The 19,336-nt window shown below is 68.3% G+C and carries 18 protein-coding genes and 3 CRISPR repeat arrays; of the genes, 10 read left to right on the plus strand and 8 right to left on the minus strand.

Annotation, left to right across the window (positions count from 1 at the left end):
- Nucleotides 1-65 precede the first annotated feature (65 nt).
- The 7 genes from casA to cas2e are packed head-to-tail and all read left to right on the plus strand — an operon-like array spanning nucleotide 66 to nucleotide 6,016.
- Complete coding sequence (gene casA, locus ACN27F_RS10030; protein WP_421432808.1) at nucleotides 66-1,550, plus strand: type I-E CRISPR-associated protein Cse1/CasA; 1,485 nt, start codon at nucleotides 66-68, stop codon at nucleotides 1,548-1,550.
- Nucleotides 1,547-2,203, plus strand: coding sequence for a type I-E CRISPR-associated protein Cse2/CasB (gene casB, locus ACN27F_RS10035; protein WP_421432810.1), 657 nt, complete (start codon nucleotides 1,547-1,549; stop codon nucleotides 2,201-2,203). Before casA ends, casB begins: the two co-directional genes overlap by 4 nt.
- Nucleotides 2,200-3,342 carry a type I-E CRISPR-associated protein Cas7/Cse4/CasC gene (cas7e, locus tag ACN27F_RS10040; protein ID WP_421432813.1) on the plus strand — a complete coding sequence of 381 codons (1,143 nt, stop codon included), beginning with the start codon at nucleotides 2,200-2,202 and terminating at the stop codon, nucleotides 3,340-3,342. Before casB ends, cas7e begins: the two co-directional genes overlap by 4 nt.
- Nucleotides 3,339-4,097 carry a type I-E CRISPR-associated protein Cas5/CasD gene (gene cas5e, locus ACN27F_RS10045; RefSeq protein ID WP_421432816.1) on the plus strand — a complete coding sequence of 253 codons (759 nt, stop codon included), beginning with the start codon at nucleotides 3,339-3,341 and terminating at the stop codon, nucleotides 4,095-4,097. Before cas7e ends, cas5e begins: the two co-directional genes overlap by 4 nt.
- Nucleotides 4,094-4,714 carry a type I-E CRISPR-associated protein Cas6/Cse3/CasE gene (locus tag ACN27F_RS10050; RefSeq protein ID WP_421432819.1) on the plus strand — a complete coding sequence of 207 codons (621 nt, stop codon included), beginning with the start codon at nucleotides 4,094-4,096 and terminating at the stop codon, nucleotides 4,712-4,714. Before cas5e ends, ACN27F_RS10050 begins: the two co-directional genes overlap by 4 nt.
- On the plus strand, nucleotides 4,711-5,673 hold the full coding sequence (cas1e, locus tag ACN27F_RS10055) for a type I-E CRISPR-associated endonuclease Cas1e (RefSeq protein ID WP_421432822.1): 963 nt from the start codon (nucleotides 4,711-4,713) through the stop codon (nucleotides 5,671-5,673). Before ACN27F_RS10050 ends, cas1e begins: the two co-directional genes overlap by 4 nt.
- Before the next feature lie 4 nt (nucleotides 5,674-5,677).
- A complete protein-coding gene (gene cas2e, locus ACN27F_RS10060) occupies nucleotides 5,678-6,016 on the plus strand; it encodes a type I-E CRISPR-associated endoribonuclease Cas2e (RefSeq protein ID WP_421432823.1) in 339 nt (112 codons plus the stop codon).
- An 18-nt stretch (nucleotides 6,017-6,034) separates the two neighbouring features.
- Nucleotides 6,035-6,368: a CRISPR direct-repeat array (repeat unit 29 nt; unit sequence GTCCTCCCCACGCACGTGGGGGTGGTCCG).
- Nucleotides 6,369-6,469: 101 nt separating this feature from the next.
- On the opposite strand, the gene istB is transcribed toward cas2e, so the two are convergent.
- Both istB and istA read right to left on the minus strand, forming a co-directional pair.
- On the minus strand, nucleotides 6,470-7,243 hold the full coding sequence (gene istB, locus ACN27F_RS10065) for an IS21-like element helper ATPase IstB (RefSeq protein WP_421432826.1): 774 nt from the start codon (nucleotides 7,241-7,243) through the stop codon (nucleotides 6,470-6,472).
- Nucleotides 7,240-8,736, minus strand: a complete 1,497-nt coding sequence (gene istA, locus ACN27F_RS10070; protein ID WP_421432828.1) for an IS21 family transposase — start codon at nucleotides 8,734-8,736, stop codon at nucleotides 7,240-7,242. The genes istB and istA overlap by 4 nt, the downstream gene beginning before the upstream one ends.
- 207 nt (nucleotides 8,737-8,943) lie before the next feature.
- Nucleotides 8,944-10,681: a CRISPR direct-repeat array (repeat unit 29 nt; unit sequence GTCCTCCCCACGCACGTGGGGGTGGTCCG).
- A 94-nt stretch (nucleotides 10,682-10,775) separates the two neighbouring features.
- A CRISPR array of direct repeats spans nucleotides 10,776-11,536; the repeat unit is 29 nt; unit sequence GTCCTCCCCACGCACGTGGGGGTGGTCCG.
- Between the two features lie 1,134 nt (nucleotides 11,537-12,670).
- Here istA and ACN27F_RS10075 point away from each other — a divergent pair.
- Nucleotides 12,671-12,886, plus strand: a complete 216-nt coding sequence (locus ACN27F_RS10075) for a DUF397 domain-containing protein (protein WP_421432831.1) — start codon at nucleotides 12,671-12,673, stop codon at nucleotides 12,884-12,886.
- Nucleotides 12,887-12,987: 101 nt separating this feature from the next.
- Here ACN27F_RS10075 and ACN27F_RS10080 read toward each other — a convergent pair whose 3' ends face one another.
- Nucleotides 12,988-13,848, minus strand: a complete 861-nt coding sequence (locus tag ACN27F_RS10080) for a helix-turn-helix domain-containing protein (protein ID WP_421432832.1) — start codon at nucleotides 13,846-13,848, stop codon at nucleotides 12,988-12,990.
- Between the two features lie 609 nt (nucleotides 13,849-14,457).
- Here ACN27F_RS10080 and ACN27F_RS10085 point away from each other — a divergent pair.
- Nucleotides 14,458-14,751: a hypothetical protein gene (locus ACN27F_RS10085; protein ID WP_421432833.1), complete on the plus strand. Its 294-nt coding sequence runs from the start codon at nucleotides 14,458-14,460 to the stop codon at nucleotides 14,749-14,751.
- 28 nt (nucleotides 14,752-14,779) lie between these two features.
- On the opposite strand, the gene ACN27F_RS10090 is transcribed toward ACN27F_RS10085, so the two are convergent.
- Entirely contained in the window at nucleotides 14,780-15,094 is a 315-nt protein-coding gene (locus ACN27F_RS10090; RefSeq protein WP_421432836.1) for a hypothetical protein, read from the minus strand.
- A 247-nt stretch (nucleotides 15,095-15,341) separates the two neighbouring features.
- Here ACN27F_RS10090 and ACN27F_RS10095 point away from each other — a divergent pair, with 247 nt between their 5' ends.
- Nucleotides 15,342-15,650 (plus strand): GNAT family N-acetyltransferase, encoded by a 309-nt coding sequence (locus ACN27F_RS10095; protein ID WP_421432838.1) that lies wholly within the window; start codon nucleotides 15,342-15,344, stop codon nucleotides 15,648-15,650.
- Between the two features lie 129 nt (nucleotides 15,651-15,779).
- Here ACN27F_RS10095 and ACN27F_RS10100 read toward each other — a convergent pair whose 3' ends face one another.
- The 4 genes from ACN27F_RS10100 to ACN27F_RS10115 all read right to left on the minus strand — a co-directional run bounded on the left by ACN27F_RS10100 (nucleotide 15,780) and on the right by ACN27F_RS10115 (nucleotide 19,316).
- The gene (locus ACN27F_RS10100; protein WP_421432840.1) at nucleotides 15,780-16,925 is read right to left on the minus strand and encodes a glycosyltransferase; all 1,146 of its coding nucleotides are present in this window, start codon (nucleotides 16,923-16,925) and stop codon (nucleotides 15,780-15,782) included.
- An 8-nt stretch (nucleotides 16,926-16,933) separates the two neighbouring features.
- Entirely contained in the window at nucleotides 16,934-18,298 is a 1,365-nt protein-coding gene (locus ACN27F_RS10105) for an MFS transporter (RefSeq protein ID WP_421432842.1), read from the minus strand.
- A 116-nt stretch (nucleotides 18,299-18,414) separates the two neighbouring features.
- Complete coding sequence (locus tag ACN27F_RS10110; RefSeq protein WP_421432845.1) at nucleotides 18,415-18,786, minus strand: DUF397 domain-containing protein; 372 nt, start codon at nucleotides 18,784-18,786, stop codon at nucleotides 18,415-18,417.
- Nucleotides 18,783-19,316 carry a pentapeptide repeat-containing protein gene (locus ACN27F_RS10115; RefSeq protein ID WP_421432847.1) on the minus strand — a complete coding sequence of 178 codons (534 nt, stop codon included), beginning with the start codon at nucleotides 19,314-19,316 and terminating at the stop codon, nucleotides 18,783-18,785. The genes ACN27F_RS10110 and ACN27F_RS10115 overlap by 4 nt, the downstream gene beginning before the upstream one ends.
- Nucleotides 19,317-19,336: the final 20 nt, after the last annotated feature.

The raw sequence follows: 19,336 nt of genomic DNA on the forward strand, positions 1-19,336 counted from the left end.
GGCTTCGCGCCGGGCCATTGGTTCGGCAACCTCAGACCGGCCTTTTCTCAGGGAGTGTCATCGACATGACGAAATCGTTCGACCTGGTTGATCGGTCGTGGATTCCGATGGTGGCCGGAGGTGAGTCCGTGCTGGTCGGGCTCCGGGAGTTGTTTGTTCGGGCGGCGGAGTTCAATGACATGGTGTTGCCGGTGCCGCCGGCGGCGTCGGGGCTGTGGCGAATCCTGTACGCGATCGCCGCCCGGGTGACCGGGCTGGACACGGTGGGCGGGGCGCAGTGGCGGCGGCGCCAGGAGCAGGTCCTGGATCAGGGGGCGTTCGTCTCGGATGATGTGGACGCCTACTTCGCGAAGTACCAGGGACGGTTCGACCTGTTCGACCCTGTCCGCCCGTGGATGCAGGATCCCCGGCTGGCCGTGGAGTGCCCCAAGTCGTCGGGTGTGAACAAGTTGGTGTTCGACAGGCCGGCCGGTAACACGCAGGTGTGGTTCGGCCATCACACGGACGCCGACGCGGTGTCCGTTCCGGCTGGGGAGGCTGCCTGGTACCTGATCGCGCAGTTGTATTACGGCGCGTCGGGCCGGTGCAGCAGTCGTGAGGTGGCGGGTCAGAGGTTCGCCAACAGCAACGCTGGCCCGTTGCGTGGCGCCATGTCGTACCACCCGCTCGGCGAGAACCTGTTCGAGTCGCTGGTCGTGGGGGTTCCGCCCCGGGCGTCTGGGCAGGACGAAGGGCCTGACCTGTGTCCGTGGGAGCGGGATGAGTTGCCGGATCCGCTCGGTGTGCCGTGGTCGGCGTCGTGGCCGTGTGGTGCCTTGACCGGCAGGGCCCGGCACGCGGTGCTACTCGTTCCCGACGACGCCGGGGAGGCGGTGACGGACGCCTACGTGACGTGGTCGTTGCGTCTTCCCAGCCCGGTGCAGGTCGACCCGTATGTCGTGCGTCGGCAGAACAAGGAGGGCGGCTGGTATCAGCTTCCGGCTGACGGCTCCCGGGCGTTGTGGCGGGACGTCGAGGCCCTGCTGGGCGGCAACGCCGAGGTCAAGACCCACCGTCCCGACATCATGATCGCCGCGGCGGACCTCGGGCTGGACGGGCGGGTGCGGGCGTACGGGTTCGACCAGGACGGGCAGGCCAAGGACCGGCAGTGGTTCACGGCGGTGACCCCACCGGTCCTGGGTTGGCTTCGGGAGCGCGATCCGGTGACGGCCGACGGGGTGGCCGTGCTGACCAGGGCGGCGGAGACGATCGGCCGGCGGGTGGGCACGTCGTTACGGCAGGCGTGGCGGGACGTCGCCAACGTGAAGGACCGCGACGGCCCGTGGGCTCGCGCGGGCGAGGCGTACTACTGGTCGCGCGCGGAGGCGGTGTTCTGGGAGCACGTCGGTGAGGGCCGTTTCACCGACGGCGGCCGGGTGTTCGCCCGCCTCGGGCACGAAGCCATCGACTACGCCGCGGACGGTGAGGCGAGTCCACCCCGGATCGTGCAGGCCGTTCAAACGGCGCACCGGTTGCTGTCCACTCCAGCGAAGAAGGGATCCGCCACGTGACGTCCACGGATGTCGAACAACGGCCGTCTGACAGGTTCGTCAGCAGGGTCGCCGAGCGCTGCGCCCGCGATCGCGGCCAGCGGGCCGCGTTGCGTCGCGGTCTGCGTCGCCCCCCGGAGCAGGCGCACACGATGCACGCGGTCGTCGCCCCGCTGCTGCCCTCCGGAGTTTCCCCGGATCACGAGTACGCCTACTACGCCGTCGCGGCGATGATCGCGGCAGCCACGCGGGACCGGTCGGACACCAGCACGAGCGGTGAGGCGTCCGATGAGGATGACGCGGAGGAAACCGGCGGGCCGGACCTCGACGGCGGGCCGGTCACCCGCGCGGACCTGGGGGCGTCGATGGCGTGGGCGGTGTGCCGTCCAGGTAAGGGCCGCCGGGCGATGAACCGGGCCACTGCCGAGAAGCGGCTGCACCTGCTGGTCCGGCAGGGTCATCCGGGCGTGTACCAGCAGCTCGCCGGCGTCGTCCGCTACATCGGCGCGGTCGAGGTAGAGGTGAACTGGGGACAGCTGCTCGACGATCTCTGCCAGTGGCGGTACCGCCGTGACCGGGTCGCCAAACGGTGGCTCCAGTCGTACTACCGCGTCCTACACGAAGCCGACCGCCGCGCCGCGCGGCGCGACCCCAACCTGGAGGAGTCAGCATGACCGCCCGATACGTCGAGATCCACCTGCTGCAGACCGTTCCGTACGCCAACCTCAACCGCGACGACCTGGGCTCCCCGAAGACGGTGCGGTTCGGGTACGCCGACCGTACCCGCGTTTCCAGCCAGTGTTGGAAACGGTCTGTCCGGGAAGCGCTGGAGGTGTCCTCGGGTGACGCGGCCAAGCGCACCCGGCGGCTGCCGCAAGCCGTCCACGACCGGCTGGTCACGCGGGGCTGGGAGCCTGCGTCGGCGACCTACGCGGCGGCGCAGGTCATGGCCACGCTCGCCTCGATCGCGGTCAAGGCCGACGGTTTCAAAGTCGACAAGGAGACCGGCGAGGCGCAGGTGCTGTTCTACCTGCCGGAGCGGGCCTTCGACGAACTGGCCGACATCTGCGTTCAGCAGCGTGAGCGGCTCACCGGTCTGCAGTCGGGAACGGTCAAGCTCAAGAAGGGCGAGGCGCCGCTGCCGGCCGACGGCGTCCGCGACGTGATGGGCCGCCGCAACGACGTGATCAACCTGTTCGGGCGGATGCTGGCCGAGCTACCCGGCACCAACGTCGACGGCGCGGTCCAGGTCGCCCACGCGTTCACCACCCACGCCACCGATCCGCAGGTCGACTTCTTCACCGCCGTGGACGACCTCAAAGCCGACGCCGACCAGGCCGGCAGCGGGCACATGAACAGCGCCGAGTTCAGCGCCGGCACGTTCTACCGGTACGCCAGCGTCAACCTCGACGACCTCGTCACCAACCTCGGCGACACCGCCACGGCGACCGAACTCACCGCGGCGTTCCTGTCGGCGTTCATCACCGCCATGCCGCAGGCCAAGAAGAACTCCACCGCACCGTTCACCGTTCCCGACCTGGCCTACATCACGGTCCGCGCCGACCGGCCGGTCTCCCTGGCCGCCGCCTTCGAAACCCCGGTACGCGCGTCCCTGGACAGCGGCTACGCCGAACCGTCACGTCGGCAGCTCGCCGACTACGCCAGCCGCATCCACCGCCTCATCGGTGACCGCGGCCGGATCTACCACGGCTACGCCACGATCGACGACAAGGGCCTGGAACACCTCGGTGACGCACGTCAAAGCTTCGACAGCCTGATCGCCGCCGCCGTCGAGCACGTGGGGACGCGGTGACCGGTCTGCTGCTGCGGCTGGCCGGGCCCATGCAGTCCTGGGGCGACCACAGCACCTTCAGCGTCCGGGACACCGCCACCGTCCCGACCCGCTCAGCGATGATCGGCCTCATCGCCGCCGCCCTGGGACGCCGCCGCGGCGAGCCGCTCGACGACCTCGCCGCAGTGCACTTCACGGTCCGCGTCGACCGGCCCGGCACGCTCATGTCCGACTTCCACACCGTCGGTGGCGGCCTGCCCACCGATCGGACCGTGCCGACCGCCGAAGGCAAACGCCGGCAGGCCGGTGCCGCGACGATCGTCTCGCGCCGGTTCTACCTGGCAGACGCGGTGTTCACCGTCGCCGTCACCGGACCCGACACCCTCATACCCCGCCTGCACGACGCGCTCGCCAACCCCGTCTGGGGCCCGTACCTCGGGCGCCGGTCCTGCCCGGTGGAACATCCGTTCCTGCTGACAGGCCCGATCAGCGACGCGGTCGAGCGCCTGGACCACCTACCGCTGCACCGGCGCCGCCCCGCAGGCGACGCGACCACCGTCACGGTCGACTTCGTGACCGAGACACCCGGCGGCGACGGCGCAGCGAGCCGGATGACCCTCAACGACGTGCCCGTGGACCTGCACCCGAACCGGCGGCGCTACCTCACCCGCCAGGTCCACATCACCACCCGCACCCTGCCAGCCGACCTGTGCGCCGGCATCGGAACCGACTACCTGAACGCCCTCGACCAGCACCTACAAGGAGCCGGAACGTGACCGCCTGGCTGACCCGGATCTCACCCGATCTCCGACACCCGGCGGCACGACGCGACCTACGCGACATCACCGCCGTACACCGCCGGGTGATGTCGCTGGTCCCCGACGACCTCGGCGATCAGGCACGCCACCAGGCGGGTGTGCTGTTCCGGCTCGACCACACCACCACCGGCCCGGTACTGCTGGTCCAGACCACCATGGCACCCGACCCCGCCCGGCTGCCCGACAGCTACGGCACCGTCCAGACCCGCGACATCACCCCGCTGCTCAACGCCCTGACCACCGGAATGTCCGTGCACTACCGGATCGCCGCCAACGCCTCGAAACGCGCCTGGAAAGGCGACAACGCCGGCAAGGTCGTCGCCCTGTCCGGCCCACACGCCGAACAGTGGTGGCAACGCAAAGCCGACACCCACGGTCTGACCCTGCGCCACATGCACACCCAACCACAACCCGCCGCGGTCGGACGCGCGACTCCCGTACGCCACGCCATCACCCTGTTCGAAGGCCAAGCGTTCATCTCCAACCCGGACCAGGCACGCGCCGCCATCCTGTCCGGCATCGGCCGCGGACGATCATTCGGTTGCGGACTACTCAGCCTCGCTCCGGCGCCATGACCTCCACCGCACGACGCCGACTCGCCGCCCCGACCCTGGCCATGCTCCCCCGGGTCGCTGACTCACTCAGCTTCCTGTACGCCGACATCGTCCGCATCGTCCAAGACGACACCGGAGTCCTCGCCCAGGTCGACACCCCCAAAGGCACCGAACGCGTCTACCTGCCCACCGCCGCCATCAGCTGCCTCCTCCTCGGCCCCGGCACCTCCATCACCCAACGCGCCATGTCCACACTCGCCCGACACGGCACCACCATCGTCTGCGTCGGCTCCGGTGCCGTCCGCTGCTACGCCGGAATCACCCCCACATCCCTCACCACCACCTGGCTGGAAAAACAGGTCCGCTGCTGGGCCGACGACGACCAACGACTACAAGTCGCAACACGGATGTACGAACGCCGCTTCGGCGAAACCGTCCCCGAGGGCACCACCCTGGCACAGCTTCGCGGCATGGAAGGCCAGCGGATGAAAACCCTCTACCGGCTCCTCGCCCAGAAGTACCGCACCGGAAAATTCCGCCGCAACTACGACCCCGACGCCTGGGACACCCAGGACCCCGTGAACCTGGCCCTGTCCGCAGCCAGCGCCTGCCTGTACGGAGTCGTCCACGCGGTCATCCTCGCCCTCGGCTGCTCACCAGCACTCGGCTTCGTCCACAGCGGCACCCAACACGCCTTCGTCTACGACGTCGCCGACCTCTACAAGGCGAAGGTCACCGTGCCACTCGCCTTCTCCATGAGCACCTCCGCCCAACCCGAACGCGACGTCCGACGCAAACTCCGCGACCAGTTCCGCCTACTGAAACTGATGCCGGCCATCGTCACCGACATCCAGCACCTCCTCGACCCCGACAACGCCGTCAAACAGCGGCAACCCGCAGCCGAGATCACCTCCCTGTGGGATCCCGACACCGGCGCCATGCCCTCCGGCGTCAACTACGGCTCCGACTCCTGGGACTGAACCCATGGCGTCGATGGTCGTCATAGCCACCACCGCCGTGCCCGACCACCTACGGGGCGCGCTCAGCCGCTGGATGATCGAAGTCACCCCCGGCATGTTCGTCGGCACCCTGTCAGCAAAAGTCCGCGACGAACTGTGGAACGCCGCCAGCGCCGTCGTCGGCGACGGAGCCGCCGTCCTCCTCCACCCCGACGACACCGAGCAAGGCTTCACCCTGCACACCGCAGGACAACGCCGACGCCGCCCAATCAACTTCGACGGCCTCACCCTCGTAGCCATGAGCCCCCTCGAACCACAACACCCCGACACCACCACTGACGAAAGCTGGCCAACCGACTGGTAAAACCCCAGGTCGCGAAGTGTCCTCCCCACGCACGTGGGGGTGGTCCGTTCACCGTGGCATCGACGCCCCGGGTTTTCGAGTCCTCCCCACGCACGTGGGGGTGGTCCCACGGGCCAGCCGCGCGCGGCGTAGTCGAGCGCGTCCTCCCCACGCACGTGGGGGTGGTCCGTTCGGGAACGCACCCACCCGGCCGTCGCTGCCGTCCTCCCCACGCACGTGGGGGTGGTCCGGTCGCCCATCCGGTACTCGTCTGCCTGTCCCCGTCCTCCCCACGCACGTGGGGGTGGTCCGAGTGAGCGTTGAGCAGATTCTCCAGTACGGTTGTCCTCCCCACGCACGTGGGGGTGGTCCGTCTGTCAACGGTCAGTTGGTTCGCCGGGTGGGCGGACGTGGGGCATCCGGGCAGGCGGACAGCTTTTCTCCGGATGGGCGGTCACGAGATCTGGATGTTGTCTAGGTCAGTGGTGTGACTCCTTTCCCGGCGAGGGCCTCGGCGAGGCGGTGGCTGTCGCCCTTGGTCAGGACCAGGTGGGCGTGGTGCAGGAGCCGGTCGACGGTCGCGGTGGCGAGGGTCTTGGGCATGATCGTGTCGAAGCCGCTGGGGTGGATGTTGCTGGTCACGGCGATGGACCTGCGTTCGTAGGCGGCGTCGATGACGCGGTAGAACGCCTCGGCGGCGTCCTGCCCGGCGGGCAGCATGCCGATGTCGTCGACGACGATCAGGTCGACGCCGCAGATCCGGGCGATGGTCCGGGCGACGGAGCCGTCCACTTTCGCTTTCCCGATGGTCTGGGTCAGCGTTTCGAGGGTGAACCAGGCGACCCGCATGTCGGACTCGATCGCCGCCGCCGCGAGGCCTTCGACGAAGTGGGACTTGCCGGTCCCGGACGGGCCGGACACGACGAGGTTCTCGTGCCGGCCGACCCATTCCAGGGTGGTGAGGGCGTTCTGGGTGGCTTCGGGGATCGAGGAGTCCTCACCACGCCAGGACGTCAGGGTCTTGCCGCTGGGGAAGTTCGCGGTCTTGCGCCGCAACCTGCGGGTCGCGGCGTCCCGGCCGGTGACCTCCTCGTTGAGCAGGACCCGCAGGACCTCGGCGGGGTCCCAGCGTTGCGCGCGGGCGGTGGCGAGGACGTCGGGCGCCGCTTTCCGCAGGTAGGGCAGCCGCATCCGGCGCAGAATCCGCTCCAGATCCTCCGGCATCGGCGGGGCCTGGGGCCGGGTCATGAGCCGAATCCTTCCCACGGGCTGGTGCCGGGCTGCACCGAATGGCTCTCGTCGACGACCACCACATCCGTCGGCGCGCCAGCGGTCGCGAGGTGATCCAGGATGGACACGAGATCGCCGTCGTCGAACCGGCCCGCGATCGCCGCGAGACCCAGAGCGTGGTCGACCTGCTCACGGTCGATCGCGGCCGCCAACTCGACAGCCCTGCGCATCTTCGCCCGGACCCGGACCGCGCCGGCGGCACCGGCCTCGACGAGCCACCGGTGGGCGCCTTCACCCAGGTCCAGGAACGCGACCTCGTCCGCCGTGCGTGGCCTGGGCCGCGGTGGACGTGGCAGGTTCCCACCCCGATGGTGCGGGTAGTGGGCGTCGACGATCGACGGGTTCCCCGGCGTCGACAACCGGTGACGGGCGATCTCGGCCAGACCGGCGGCGGTCCGCCCGACGATCACGAGTTCATCGCCGTCGACCCGGCACCACACCTTCGTCGCGACGTGTCCCGGCGGGGTCGAGTACCGCACCGACCCGAACGACACCGTCTGATCGTCGTTGACCAGGCGTTCATCACCCAACGCCACCGCGTGCGGCCGGGCGGGCAGGACATGCAGGTGACGGCGTTCCTCCACGAGACGCACCGCCGGCACCGCGCGGGTCTCCCGGTGCACCCGGTTGTTGACCCGTTCGCACCAGTCGACGCAGGCGTCCGCCAACTCAGCGAACGACCCGTAGACGGGGGCGAGGTTCGCCGACGTCGGCACCAGATCCGCCTTCGCGATCTTCACCGTCGCTTCGACGCCGCCCTTCGACTCCGGGTCGAACGGCTCACACGTCTCGACCTTGCAGCCGTAGTGCCGGCCAGCGGCCACCATCTGCGGATGACGGACCGCGACACCAGCGACGTGCTCGACCGTCACCGTCTTCGCGTTGTCGGTCAACACATACGTCGGCGCGCCGCCGATCCGCCGCAGCGTCGTGTCCAGACACGACACCAACGTCGGCAGCGTCTGGTCCCAGACCGGCAACACCACCCGGAACCGCGACCACGACAACCACGCGCAGAACAGACTGGCCCGCCGTCCGGCGATGACCGGCCCGGAACCCCAGTCGAACTGGAGCCACATCCCGGGCTCAGGCGTCCACGGCCGGTACGAACGCCGCCGGCCCGCCTTCCACTGCGCCTTCGCCTGCGCGACCGCCCGCCTCGTCGACCGCTCGTTCCCGCTGTACCCCATCGCGGCCAGGCGCTGATGCACCACATCCGCGCGGATCCGCGCCTGGGAGGCCTCCACCAGCTCCTCGATCTTGTCCACGAACGGGTCCGTGACCCGCCGTCGACGCGCACGCGTGAACGGGTCACCACCCTCGTCACGGATCGCCACGTACCTCACCACCGTCTTCTCATCGACCCCGACCAGCCGCGCCGCCGAATGCGCACAGCGAGTCAGATCGAACGCTTCCAGAATCTCCACGATTTCCCTGCCAGACTTGGTCACGGGTCCCCCGACGTTGCAGCAGCTGATCTTCGACAATCAGTGCAACGACGCGGGGACCGCCTACACATCAGGGCGTCATCCACCGATCTCGTGACCGTCAACCCGGAGTTCCGCTGTCCGCCAACCCGGAGACAAATGTCCGCCCACCCGGATCATTCCGTGACCGCTGGCACTGTCCAGGCCCACCGTCTGCGCTTTCGCTCCAGCGTCCTCCCCACGCACGTGGGGGTGGTCCGGACCGGGTGGACGACTGGGGCAAGCCGTCGATGTCCTCCCCACGCACGTGGGGGTGGTCCTCGGTGTGACGCTTGCGGAGCCGCTGATACTCGGTCCTCCCCACGCACGTGGGGGTGGTCCGGTTGAGCTGATCCGGTATTGCGACAAGGAGCAGTCCTCCCCACGCACGTGGGGGTGGTCCGTCGGCCGTTCGGCAGCTGCAGAAGTGGGTGCCGTCCTCCCCACGCACGTGGGGGTGGTCCGGAGAAGGGCTTCTTCCAGTTCCAGCTGAACATGTCCTCCCCACGCACGTGGGGGTGGTCCGACCGAGGTCGACGCCAAGAAGCGGCTGATGTTGTCCTCCCCACGCACGTGGGGGTGGTCCGGTACTCAGCGTCTCGGGATCAGTGACCTTGTGGTCCTCCCCACGCACGTGGGGGTGGTCCGCGGCGGCGGTGGTGACTGGACCGGGGCGAACCGTCCTCCCCACGCACGTGGGGGTGGTCCGCCGGTGGTGGAGCAGCTCGACATCTTTTCGGCGTCCTCCCCACGCACGTGGGGGTGGTCCGGCGGCGGCCCCGACGGTGTGGGCGGTGACGGCGTCCTCCCCACGCACGTGGGGGTGGTCCGTGGACGGTCCCGTTGGCGAGCGCCTCGCCGATGTCCTCCCCACGCACGTGGGGGTGGTCCGTGGTGGCGAAATCGGGTACTACCGCAGAGCACGTCCTCCCCACGCACGTGGGGGTGGTCCGGAAACGCCGGTCGTTGCCGACATCGACGCGCTGTCCTCCCCACGCACGTGGGGGTGGTCCGCTGAACGTCAAGGGCTTCGAACTCGTCCTGCAGTCCTCCCCACGCACGTGGGGGTGGTCCGGCCGCCGAGGGTGCCCGTTTCGACTTGTACGCGTCCTCCCCACGCACGTGGGGGTGGTCCTCGTCGCACGTCCAGCGCGCTCCCTTGTGCGCGTCCTCCCCACGCACGTGGGGGTGGTCCGGCGGCCGAGATCGCAGAGGCCTTCCAGGAGGTGTCCTCCCCACGCACGTGGGGGTGGTCCGTGCGAGGCGGTGCTCACGACGGCATCCCGCCTGTCCTCCCCACGCACGTGGGGGTGGTCCTGCGACCGTGGGTGGACGCGGGTTTACGATCCCGTCCTCCCCACGCACGTGGGGGTGGTCCGGCCGGTGCCGATGACGGTGCTCTGACCAGTGCGTCCTCCCCACGCACGTGGGGGTGGTCCGTCGGCGAGTCTGTGGCTGACCGCTGCAGGCAAGTCCTCCCCACGCACGTGGGGGTGGTCCGCCGAGATCTTTGAACGCCTCACGCGAGCCGTCGTCCTCCCCACGCACGTGGGGGTGGTCCGTTGGGCGGAGACGATTGGACGATCACGTGGCAGTCCTCCCCACGCACGTGGGGGTGGTCCAGCGCCCGGTCGGGGCGCGACTTGAGACCCCGCCGTCCTCCCCACGCACGTGGGGGTGGTCCGCACGTTGACCCCTAGCTGTCAGGGGCAAGCCTGTCCTCCCCACGCACGTGGGGGTGGTCCGATGGCGGGCGTGAAAGCGATAATTTCCCTACGGTCCTCCCCACGCACGTGGGGGTGGTCCGCCCGGCGACTCTGACCGCTTCGTCCACTGCGCGTCCTCCCCACGCACGTGGGGGTGGTCCGTCGAGGCGAAGCTGACCGCCGTCTACCTGCTGGTCCTCCCCACGCACGTGGGGGTGGTCCGCCGGACGGAACACCGGCGTATACGTCCGCCTGGTCCTCCCCACGCACACGTGGGGGTGGTCCGGAGACGTAGACGGGGTTCGAGTCCCCGGTGCCGTCCTCCCCACGCACGTGGGGGTGGTCCGGTGGCGCGGTTGCGTCCGTCGACGGGCGCACCGTCCTCCCCACGCACGTGGGGGTGGTCCGCGAGAGTTACCCGGTGGAAGTTGCACGGGACGGTCCTCCCCACGCACGTGGGGGTGGTCCGGAACGACAGCACCCCGCTGAGGTTCTCCTGGCGTCCTCCCCACGCACGTGGGGGTGGTCCGCCGTGGCGGCGGGCCGACCCGATCGTCGTCATGTCCTCCCCACGCACGTGGGGGTGGTCCGCAGCGGCGGACGGTGTGCGGCCGGTTCGTCAGGTCCTCCCCACGCACGTGGGGGTGGTCCGGGCTCGTACAGTCCCGTCAACTGTTGACCGCCGTCCTCCCCACGCACGTGGGGGTGGTCCGTTGACCACGATCCGGCCCGGTGGTCCGGTCTCGTCCTCCCCACTCACGTGGGGGTGGTCCGGGTGATCATCTCGGGTCCCCCAGTGGTGGTGTGTCCTCCCCACGCACGTGGGGGTGGTCCGGTCCACTGCACCGGCAGCGCCTGGTCGGGCGAGTCCTCCCCACGCACGTGGGGGTGGTCCGTCGAGCGCGAATGCCCACGCCACTCCCCCAGTGTCCTCCCCACGTGCGTGGCGGTGGTCCGCGGAGGTGGCCGGTGGCTGAGCCCTGCGAGGTGTCCTCCCCACGCGCGTGGGGGCGGTCCGGTGGATCTGGACTGGTCGGGGCCGGAGCACTTGTCCTCCCCACGCACGTGGGGGTGGTCCGAACGTCCGCCTGTCCGCGGGCGCCACGACCTGTTGTCGACGACGCGTGAAAATTTCAAATGTCGTTGACACCTGTCCTACCCACGCACGCTCGCGGCGACAGCACCAGCTGCTGCTCGGTCCTCGAAGAGTGTTGTCAGCTGGGCACCGGATGGGACATCCCCGCCGGAATATGACCGGCATCCTTGCCGGCCGGCCAGGTTTACCAGGTCTGTCAGCCCTGCGACGGCGGTGTGTCGTGCAGCCGCCGTCGGCGCTGGTGTCCAGGCCGACGCAGGCAGGCTGGTAGTGGCGGCGTGTTGGGCCGCACCCGATCGAGTACTCCGCCCGGCGGCCCGCGTTTGCTGTCCTGCTCGCGGAGCTAGTCGCGCATCGAGTGGGTAGCTGTCGCGGAGTCTCTGCGGTGACGACCGGTCTCGAGGTGGACATCCTCACGCAGCCGGTCGACGATTCCGTCGGTCACTCGCAGCTGCTCCCATCTGCGATTCTGCCTGTGCACCGTCTCTCACGGCAGAGTCCGTCTGCGGCTGCCGCTACGGACAGCCGGTCCGCACCACGTACGGGTCGCGTTCACGCTGTCCCGACGCGGATGCTTCGGCGGGCGACCGGGCGCCTTGATCAACGGGAGCATCGGGTGCCACGGCTGTACGTCGGTCGAGCCCTATCCCGCCGACGGATAACGCCATCCGACACGCCTATCGAAAATAATCACTACGAGTGCACGAAGGGCATCCACGGGGATTCTAAATGGCATCTTGCAGAGTGGTAGTTGCGGGCTGGTCGCGGATTCGCTATGCGAACCGGTCGGCCTCCGGGCAGCAGGCCATTCGCGTGGCGCGAGTTTCTGCACCACTCCGCTGATGTGCCCACCATTGTGCAAGATCCTCCGAGCCGGCAGGGGTCCGCATTTGTGGAATTTCCACCGTTTGCGGCCTGGATGGTTCGCGCCGGTCCGCGCGCCGACGCACCGCGCGGGTGCGGTGTTCAGCCCGCTGCACTGTTCTGCTCACATGGTGCTGGCCATCGGTTGCCGCAGCTGCATACACTCGACGCATGTTCATCAGCGTCGATGATTTTACGGTCGTGCCGCTGGTGGTGTTGACCTTGCGGTGTGATCTGTTGCTGCGGTCGGATCATGATAGGAGGAGTGGTGGTCGAGGGTAGCTGGAGGAAGAGTAAGGCGAGTATGGCGGGTGACAACAATTGTGTGGAGGTGTCGTCCGGGACGGGGCGTGTTCTCGTCCGTGACTCGAAGGATCCCAATGGGGGCCGGCTGAGTTTCCCGACAGCGGGGTGGGCGTCGTTCGTTTCCTTGCTGAAGGCTGACATCAGCCCGCGTGGCGCCTCTTGACGGTTCTGTGGGTGTTGTCGACGGTGCCCGCCCCGCCGCAGGAAGAGGGGTTCTCCTACGGTGCGATGGGGTCACGGGCGGGCCTCGCCGGCTACGTGTTGTTACAGTTCTGCTTGTGCGGCGGTGATCAGGCGGAGGGTGTCGTCTTCGCTGGCCGCGATGGCTTCGAGGGTGTCGAAGTCCTGTCTGTATCTGGCGATGTCCTCCGGGCTGTCTTTTGTGGCCAGGCTGCTCTGGCCGCTTTCGAGGAAGAGCAGGTCGTCGTCGGCGGGGTCGGGGAACTCCAGAATGACGAATGACCCTCGTAGTCCGGGGTGCACTCCGGCGCGCAGGAAGATCGCCCTGAGGTGGACGTGTTTGAGAGCGGCGATCTCTTCGAGGCGTCTGAGTTGCGATCTCATGACCTTGACGCCGCCAGCGGGTCGGCGGATAGCGGACTCGTCGATGATGAAGTGCATCTGGGGTGGGTCGGGTCTCTCGAGGATCTCCTGTCGTTTCATTCGGACCTCGACCTGTCGCTCGATTGTCTGAGCGGAGAGTTCAGCGCCACCCACTCCGGTGATGACGGCCCGCGCGTACTCCTCGGTCTGCAGGAGTCCAGGAAGGACCTGTGGCTCTCCCTGACGTATGACCGATGCTGATCCTTCGACGTTGAGGTAGGTCAGGAAGTCCGAGTTCAGGATGTCCCGGTATGGACCCCATTGCTGTCTGCGGCCGTCCTTGGCCATGGCCGCCAGGTCGTTGACCGTGGCGGGGTCCGAGACGTTGTACTCCTCCAGGAGCGTGCGTAGGTCGCCGCGGGAGATACCGACCTGCCCGGTTTCGATGCGGATCATCTTGGACAGCGACCATCCCAGCTGCTCCGCCACCTCCTTCTGTGTCAGTTGCCTGTCCAGCCGGAGCCGACGTAGCTCCACCCGCAGCCGTCGTCGCTGCACTGCGGGGTCCGTGCCTGTTGTCATTGGTGCCTCTTCCTCCCCGTTTCGTGAGTTCGTCCGGGGCACTACTGTAGTGACCAGAAGTGCCGACACGACCACTGTGGGTAGTTGTCTGCAACTTGCCATAAGCTAGTAGCTACCCCGGTAGGATCACACGGTAATCTAGCTAGTCGCTTCTAGCTACGAGCAACTAGGTACCTGAGACGGCCATCTACGACGGGGAGTCGCCACCGCGCTGAGCCGTACCGAGGCAACGCCGCCTCCGCACCACCCCCCAGCACGCACAGCCCATACAGAAGGACGAGCTCGGTGCCCAGCAGCACGCCCCCCTCCGCAGACAATGGCGGGTCTCGGAGCACAACGACGGCAGCACCCACCACATCGGCGTCCCACCCGCACGACCAGGCCACGGAGTCCGGCAACGACGACACCGGCGACGCACACACAGGCGGCGACACCACCGACACCCTCACCGGCGCGGACCACTCCGCCACCGCGCCGGTCAACGAGCCCACGACCGGCTCCACCCGACCCGCGCCGCCACCACCCCCGCAACGCCCAGACGCCCCCACCCGGGGCGGCGACAGCAACGTCCCTGCGATACGGCCACCGGCCACCCGCACCACAGCATCAGTGCCTCGCGGCCCCGCGCCCGTCGTCGCGATACTCGACTTCCTCGAACGCCTCATCACAAACGGGCACACCACCGAGGAGGCGGCGAAGCTCTACACCATGATCGTGAAGCCCTGGCAACGAACCGTCCTGGTCCTGGCCGGCCTGCTCACGTTCATCGTGACGGCATGCCTCATCACTGTGGTCCTCGTCCCGCAGATCGCCGTGGTGCTGGCGGTACCCGCAGGCGGCGCCCTGTTCGGACTTGCGCAGCAGATCCGAGCAGGGTGGCGCAAGCGTCCACCGCGGGGATAGGCATCGACGTCACAAGAAACAGGTGTGTCTACCGTTCATCCCGGACACGAACAAGCCGCTCGACGGCCGGACCCAGCACCGGTTGCAGCCACCAGCCGACCAACCCGGTCCCGACCACCGTCCCGACCAGGACAAGCACCACACGAACACCCAAACTCAGACCGTCGGCGAAGACCCGCACCAGTAAGGCCACCACGACCAGCAGGACGCTCGCCACAGCCATGCCCGCACCAACGACGACAACAACACCTACCACCCGTCGTCGTGCCACCACACGGCCGCGCCGCCGCTCACCGCGATCCACGTCCATGTACTCACCCATCGCATTGTGATCGACGATCATCTTTGCAAGTTTGTGGCTTGAGGAGCCAGAACGCCTGCTCACGACCGATGATCCCCTAGCTAAACCCCGACCCTCATTCCAACACATCGACCAACGTGCAGGCCAGGGCAACACCGGCAAGGACGAGCACGACCCAGATGACCAGCGGCGGCGATCGACTCTTCCTGAAGGCGTACCCGCCCGGCATCGACCTGGCGGCTATCGACGTGGCACGCTGGCCCTGGGGGATGGCCGGGTACGCGGTGCGGTGATCGCTCTGCGCGGTCAGGATCAGCCGGACGATGTTTACGTGCAGGACGTCATGACTCACCCCGACACCCGGGGCCGTGGAAACGCCCGCGCGTTGCTTACCGTGGTGGCCGACCGCGCCGCCGGCTGGGGATGCCGGCGCCTGTACCTCACCTCCGAGCCGGACAACACCACCGCGCACTCGGTTTGGCTGTCGATGGGATTCACCAACATGCCCGGCGACCGGCGGGTCAACGGCATCGACGTGATCACCGCGTTCAAAGGACCGGGCAAGGACCGCGCCGTCTACCAGCGAGTACTGCCCTGAGCCGACACTGCAGGCGGGCTCCCGGAGCCGCAAAAGCTGGCACCAGGCGTGTCATGTGCCTGTGGAGGTCTGGCACTAGGGCGAAAAGTATGGCCGGGTGCCGACTGACCCTGGTGATCGGCCGGCGTGCTACGCGAGGTCTTCCACGGCCTGCACGATCGCCTGTGGTGAGGGCATGCGGTCGATCTCGGCGCGGACCTGTCGGGCACCGGCCTGGTGGGTGCCGCCGTCTAGGATCGCTTTGGCGTCGGCCCGGATGCGGCCAGGCTGGAGATGGTCGGGTCGGATGGTCAGGCCCATGCCGGCGGTCTCGCAGGCGTGCGCGTTGGCGGGTCGGTCGGCACCAGCCGGGACGCAGAGGACCGGGACGCCGTTGGCGGCCGCGGCGATCACGGTGCCCCAACCGCCGTGACAGATGACCAGGTCACACGACGGCAGTAGCCGGGTGAGGGGAACGTAGTCGGTGACGGTGATCGACGGTGGTTGGGGTTCGACTCGGACCGGATCGCAGTTGCCGGTGGTGGCGACGACGTCGGCGTCGAGATCGCGCAGGTCGCGGAGGACGGCGTTCAGTACGTCGACGCGGCTGCTGACCGTTCCCAGGCTGACATGGATCAGCGGCCGTCCACGACGTCGCGCGGGCGGCGACAGCCCGGGCGTGCCGGTGTCGTCGAACGGGACGGGCCGCAGGGACCGGGTATGCGGTGGGCGTGGCCGCCGGGTGGGCAGATCCAGCGACGGCGGGCACACGTCCAGGTAGAGGTCGCCGTCGACCCAGTTCAGGTCGTCGCCGGTGAGCCCTGCGCTTGACCACAGGCTACGCAGCCGGGCCGCCCCGGCGTCCACGACTTCCTCCACGTTGAGCCAGCGGCCGATCCCGTGGACCACGCACGGGACGCCGAGAATCGCCGCGGCGACGGCCCCTCCGAACTCCCAGATCTCACGCACGATGACGTCGGGCCGCCAACCGCTTGCCAGGCCGATCAGGTCTTCGGCCATGAGACCTGCGGTGCCGCAGAAGATCTCGTCGAGGAAGAACCGTTTGCCGTCGTCGCCGACGACCGCGTCGAGCGCGGGAAATGTGGCTGTCGCCTCAGACTCCAGCCAGTCCAGACCCGCACTGGCGGTGGGCAGGCCCGTCCGTTCCAGCTGAGGTTGGAAGGAGGCGGAGGACACGAGACGCACGTCGTGGCCGGCGTCTGCCATCGCCCGGGCCAGGGGAACCAGTGGATGCAGGTGACCAAGGGCGGGCTGGGTGGTCACCACGACACGCATCAGCCGTCTTACCTCCTCGCGTTCATCGCAGACCTTGTCGATGGCCTCCGCCGCCATCGGGGTGCGGGTGGATCGGGTGCGGCAGGGCCGTCCTGGCGCGGCACGTACTTCACGTCCTTGCATGCATCGTCGTCATGCCAGGGTAGTAGCGCTGTCGCGGTGAGCAGGATCGCCGCAGCAACGATCAAGGCGGTTCTGGCAGTGGTGGCGGCGGCGAGGAGACCGGCTGCGGCGATGAAGACCGGCTGGACCGTCTTGGACGTGATTGACCAGGCCATGACGACACGCGACATGTACTCGTCGGTGGTGGCGTTCATCCGGTATGTCGCGAAGGTGGGGTTGAACAGGCCGACGAAGAGCAGCAGCATGAATTCGGACACGGCGATCAACGCCAGTCCGCCGAGGGTGGCTGGGGCGAACGGGATCAGTCCCAGCCACAGGCAGCGTCCGACGCCGGCAGCCAGCAGCACCGTACGGTGGCCGAGGCGGTCGATGAGCGGCCTCGCCAGAAGCGAACCAGCGACGCCGGCGAGCGCGGAGAAGCCGAGTACGAGACCGTACTGCCACGGGGCGAAGCCGCGATCGCGCAGCATGAAAACCGTCAGAAGCGGGAACGCGGCCATGATGCAGCCGCCGAAGACCATCGCGTTGAAGAACAACGCTGTCAGGCCACGATGGCGCAGTATGTACCGCCAGCCGGCCAGAACGTCAGCGGACCAGTGATGCTCGGCAGCGCGCCGCGGCGGCGGACGTTCGGGAGCTGCCAGCCGGCGGATGCCGGCGGCGGAAGCGAGATAGCTGATCGCGTCGACCACCATCGCGGCCGGTACGCCGACCCAGGAGATGAGGAGGCCGCCGGCCGGCGGGCCGATGGCGTTCGCCGTCCACAGGGTGGCCTCGAAACGGCTGTTCGCATCGGCACGGTGCTCGCGCGGCACCAACGCCTTCAGGTTGGCCACGCCCGCGCAGTTGAACGCCAGCGTGGCAACGGTGTGCACCACGGCCACCACACACAGATGCCAGTAGGCGAGCCAGCCCAGATACGCGGCCACCGGCACCGACCCCACGGCGAGAAACCGCAGCAGATCCGTCCCGATCATGACCGGCCGCTTCGAGCGGTACTCGATCCATGGTCCGAGCGGCAGCGCGACCACGGCGGCGACCACACCGGACAGCACGGTCAGCATCGACACCCGCAGGTCCGAGGCATCCAGGAGCAGCACCGCGATGATCGACAGCGCCGAGTAGCCGACAGCCGTCCCCAGCTCGCTGGCACCGTACGCGGCCCACAGCCACCGGAAGTCACGACGCCAGACGCCGCCGGAGACCGGATCGGGAGACAGCGTGGAGCCTACGGACCCGGACGCTGACATCCGATGAGCGTGAAGGAGGCGGCCGGCGGCAACAAGCAGCCACACCGCAGCGTCGGAGCGTCCGTTCTATTGGACGAGAGTCCCCCTCAGCGCCACCTTGCCACGCGACGACGAGATCAGCGCGCTGATGCGCTCGTGACCAGCGCCGCGCTCAGCTTCGTCACGAACCGCGCCATGTGCGGATCGAAATGAGCGGCGGACCAGTCGACCGACTCATCCAGGTCGAACCAGGCCGTACCCCGGAACTCACCAGGGTCAGGCGTTATCGCCTCCGCACGGTCACTGGGCACCACCACCGAGTTGTCCGCGAAGTACTTCCACGAGTTGGTGTCGACTGCCAGGACGGGTCCGCCGATGTCCTGGCAGTCGCGCACGGGCACTATGGCATGAATGGGGACGGAATCGTCCGCCACCTCTACGCATGAGCCACTATTGTCGGAGCGGCTGGACTTCCGGAACCGCGCGGACTCGATCGCTTCGCTCGTCACGAAGCACGCACCGATATATCGAGGCTGATCGCAATATCCACCGCTTGATCAGGGGTGATGATCGCCTCTAGTAGCGTAACTTCACGAGGATCGAACGCCGTCAACACACTGCCCCGCAGGTCCGCGCGGGTAAAATCCGCCTCCCGAAGGCCCGCGCCGGACAGATCCACATCGCGCAGCACGACCCCCTGACACCGCGCGCCACTCAGATTCGCCCCACGCATCCGTACCCGGGTGAACTCGGCGGTGCCGAGGTCCGCGCCTAGTAACTCGACATCCGACCAGTCGCCGCCCTGCACCTCCAGACCAGACAGCTCACACCGGTCGAACACCGACGCGGTGAGTGTGCAATCCGTCAAAGACGCATCCCACCAATTGCAGCCAGCAAACCGGCAATCCTTGAATGTCGAACCGATAAGCTTCGTACAGTTGAAACGAACAGCGGTGAAGGTACAGGACTCGAAGGAGCAGTCCTCAAGCATCGCCTCACACAGGTCGACCTCCCGAATCGCGGCCCCCTCGTACCGCAACCCCACAAACCTCGCGGGCC

This window comes from Solwaraspora sp. WMMB335, from assembly GCF_049179075.1.
Lineage (GTDB): Bacteria > Actinomycetota > Actinomycetes > Mycobacteriales > Micromonosporaceae > Micromonospora_E.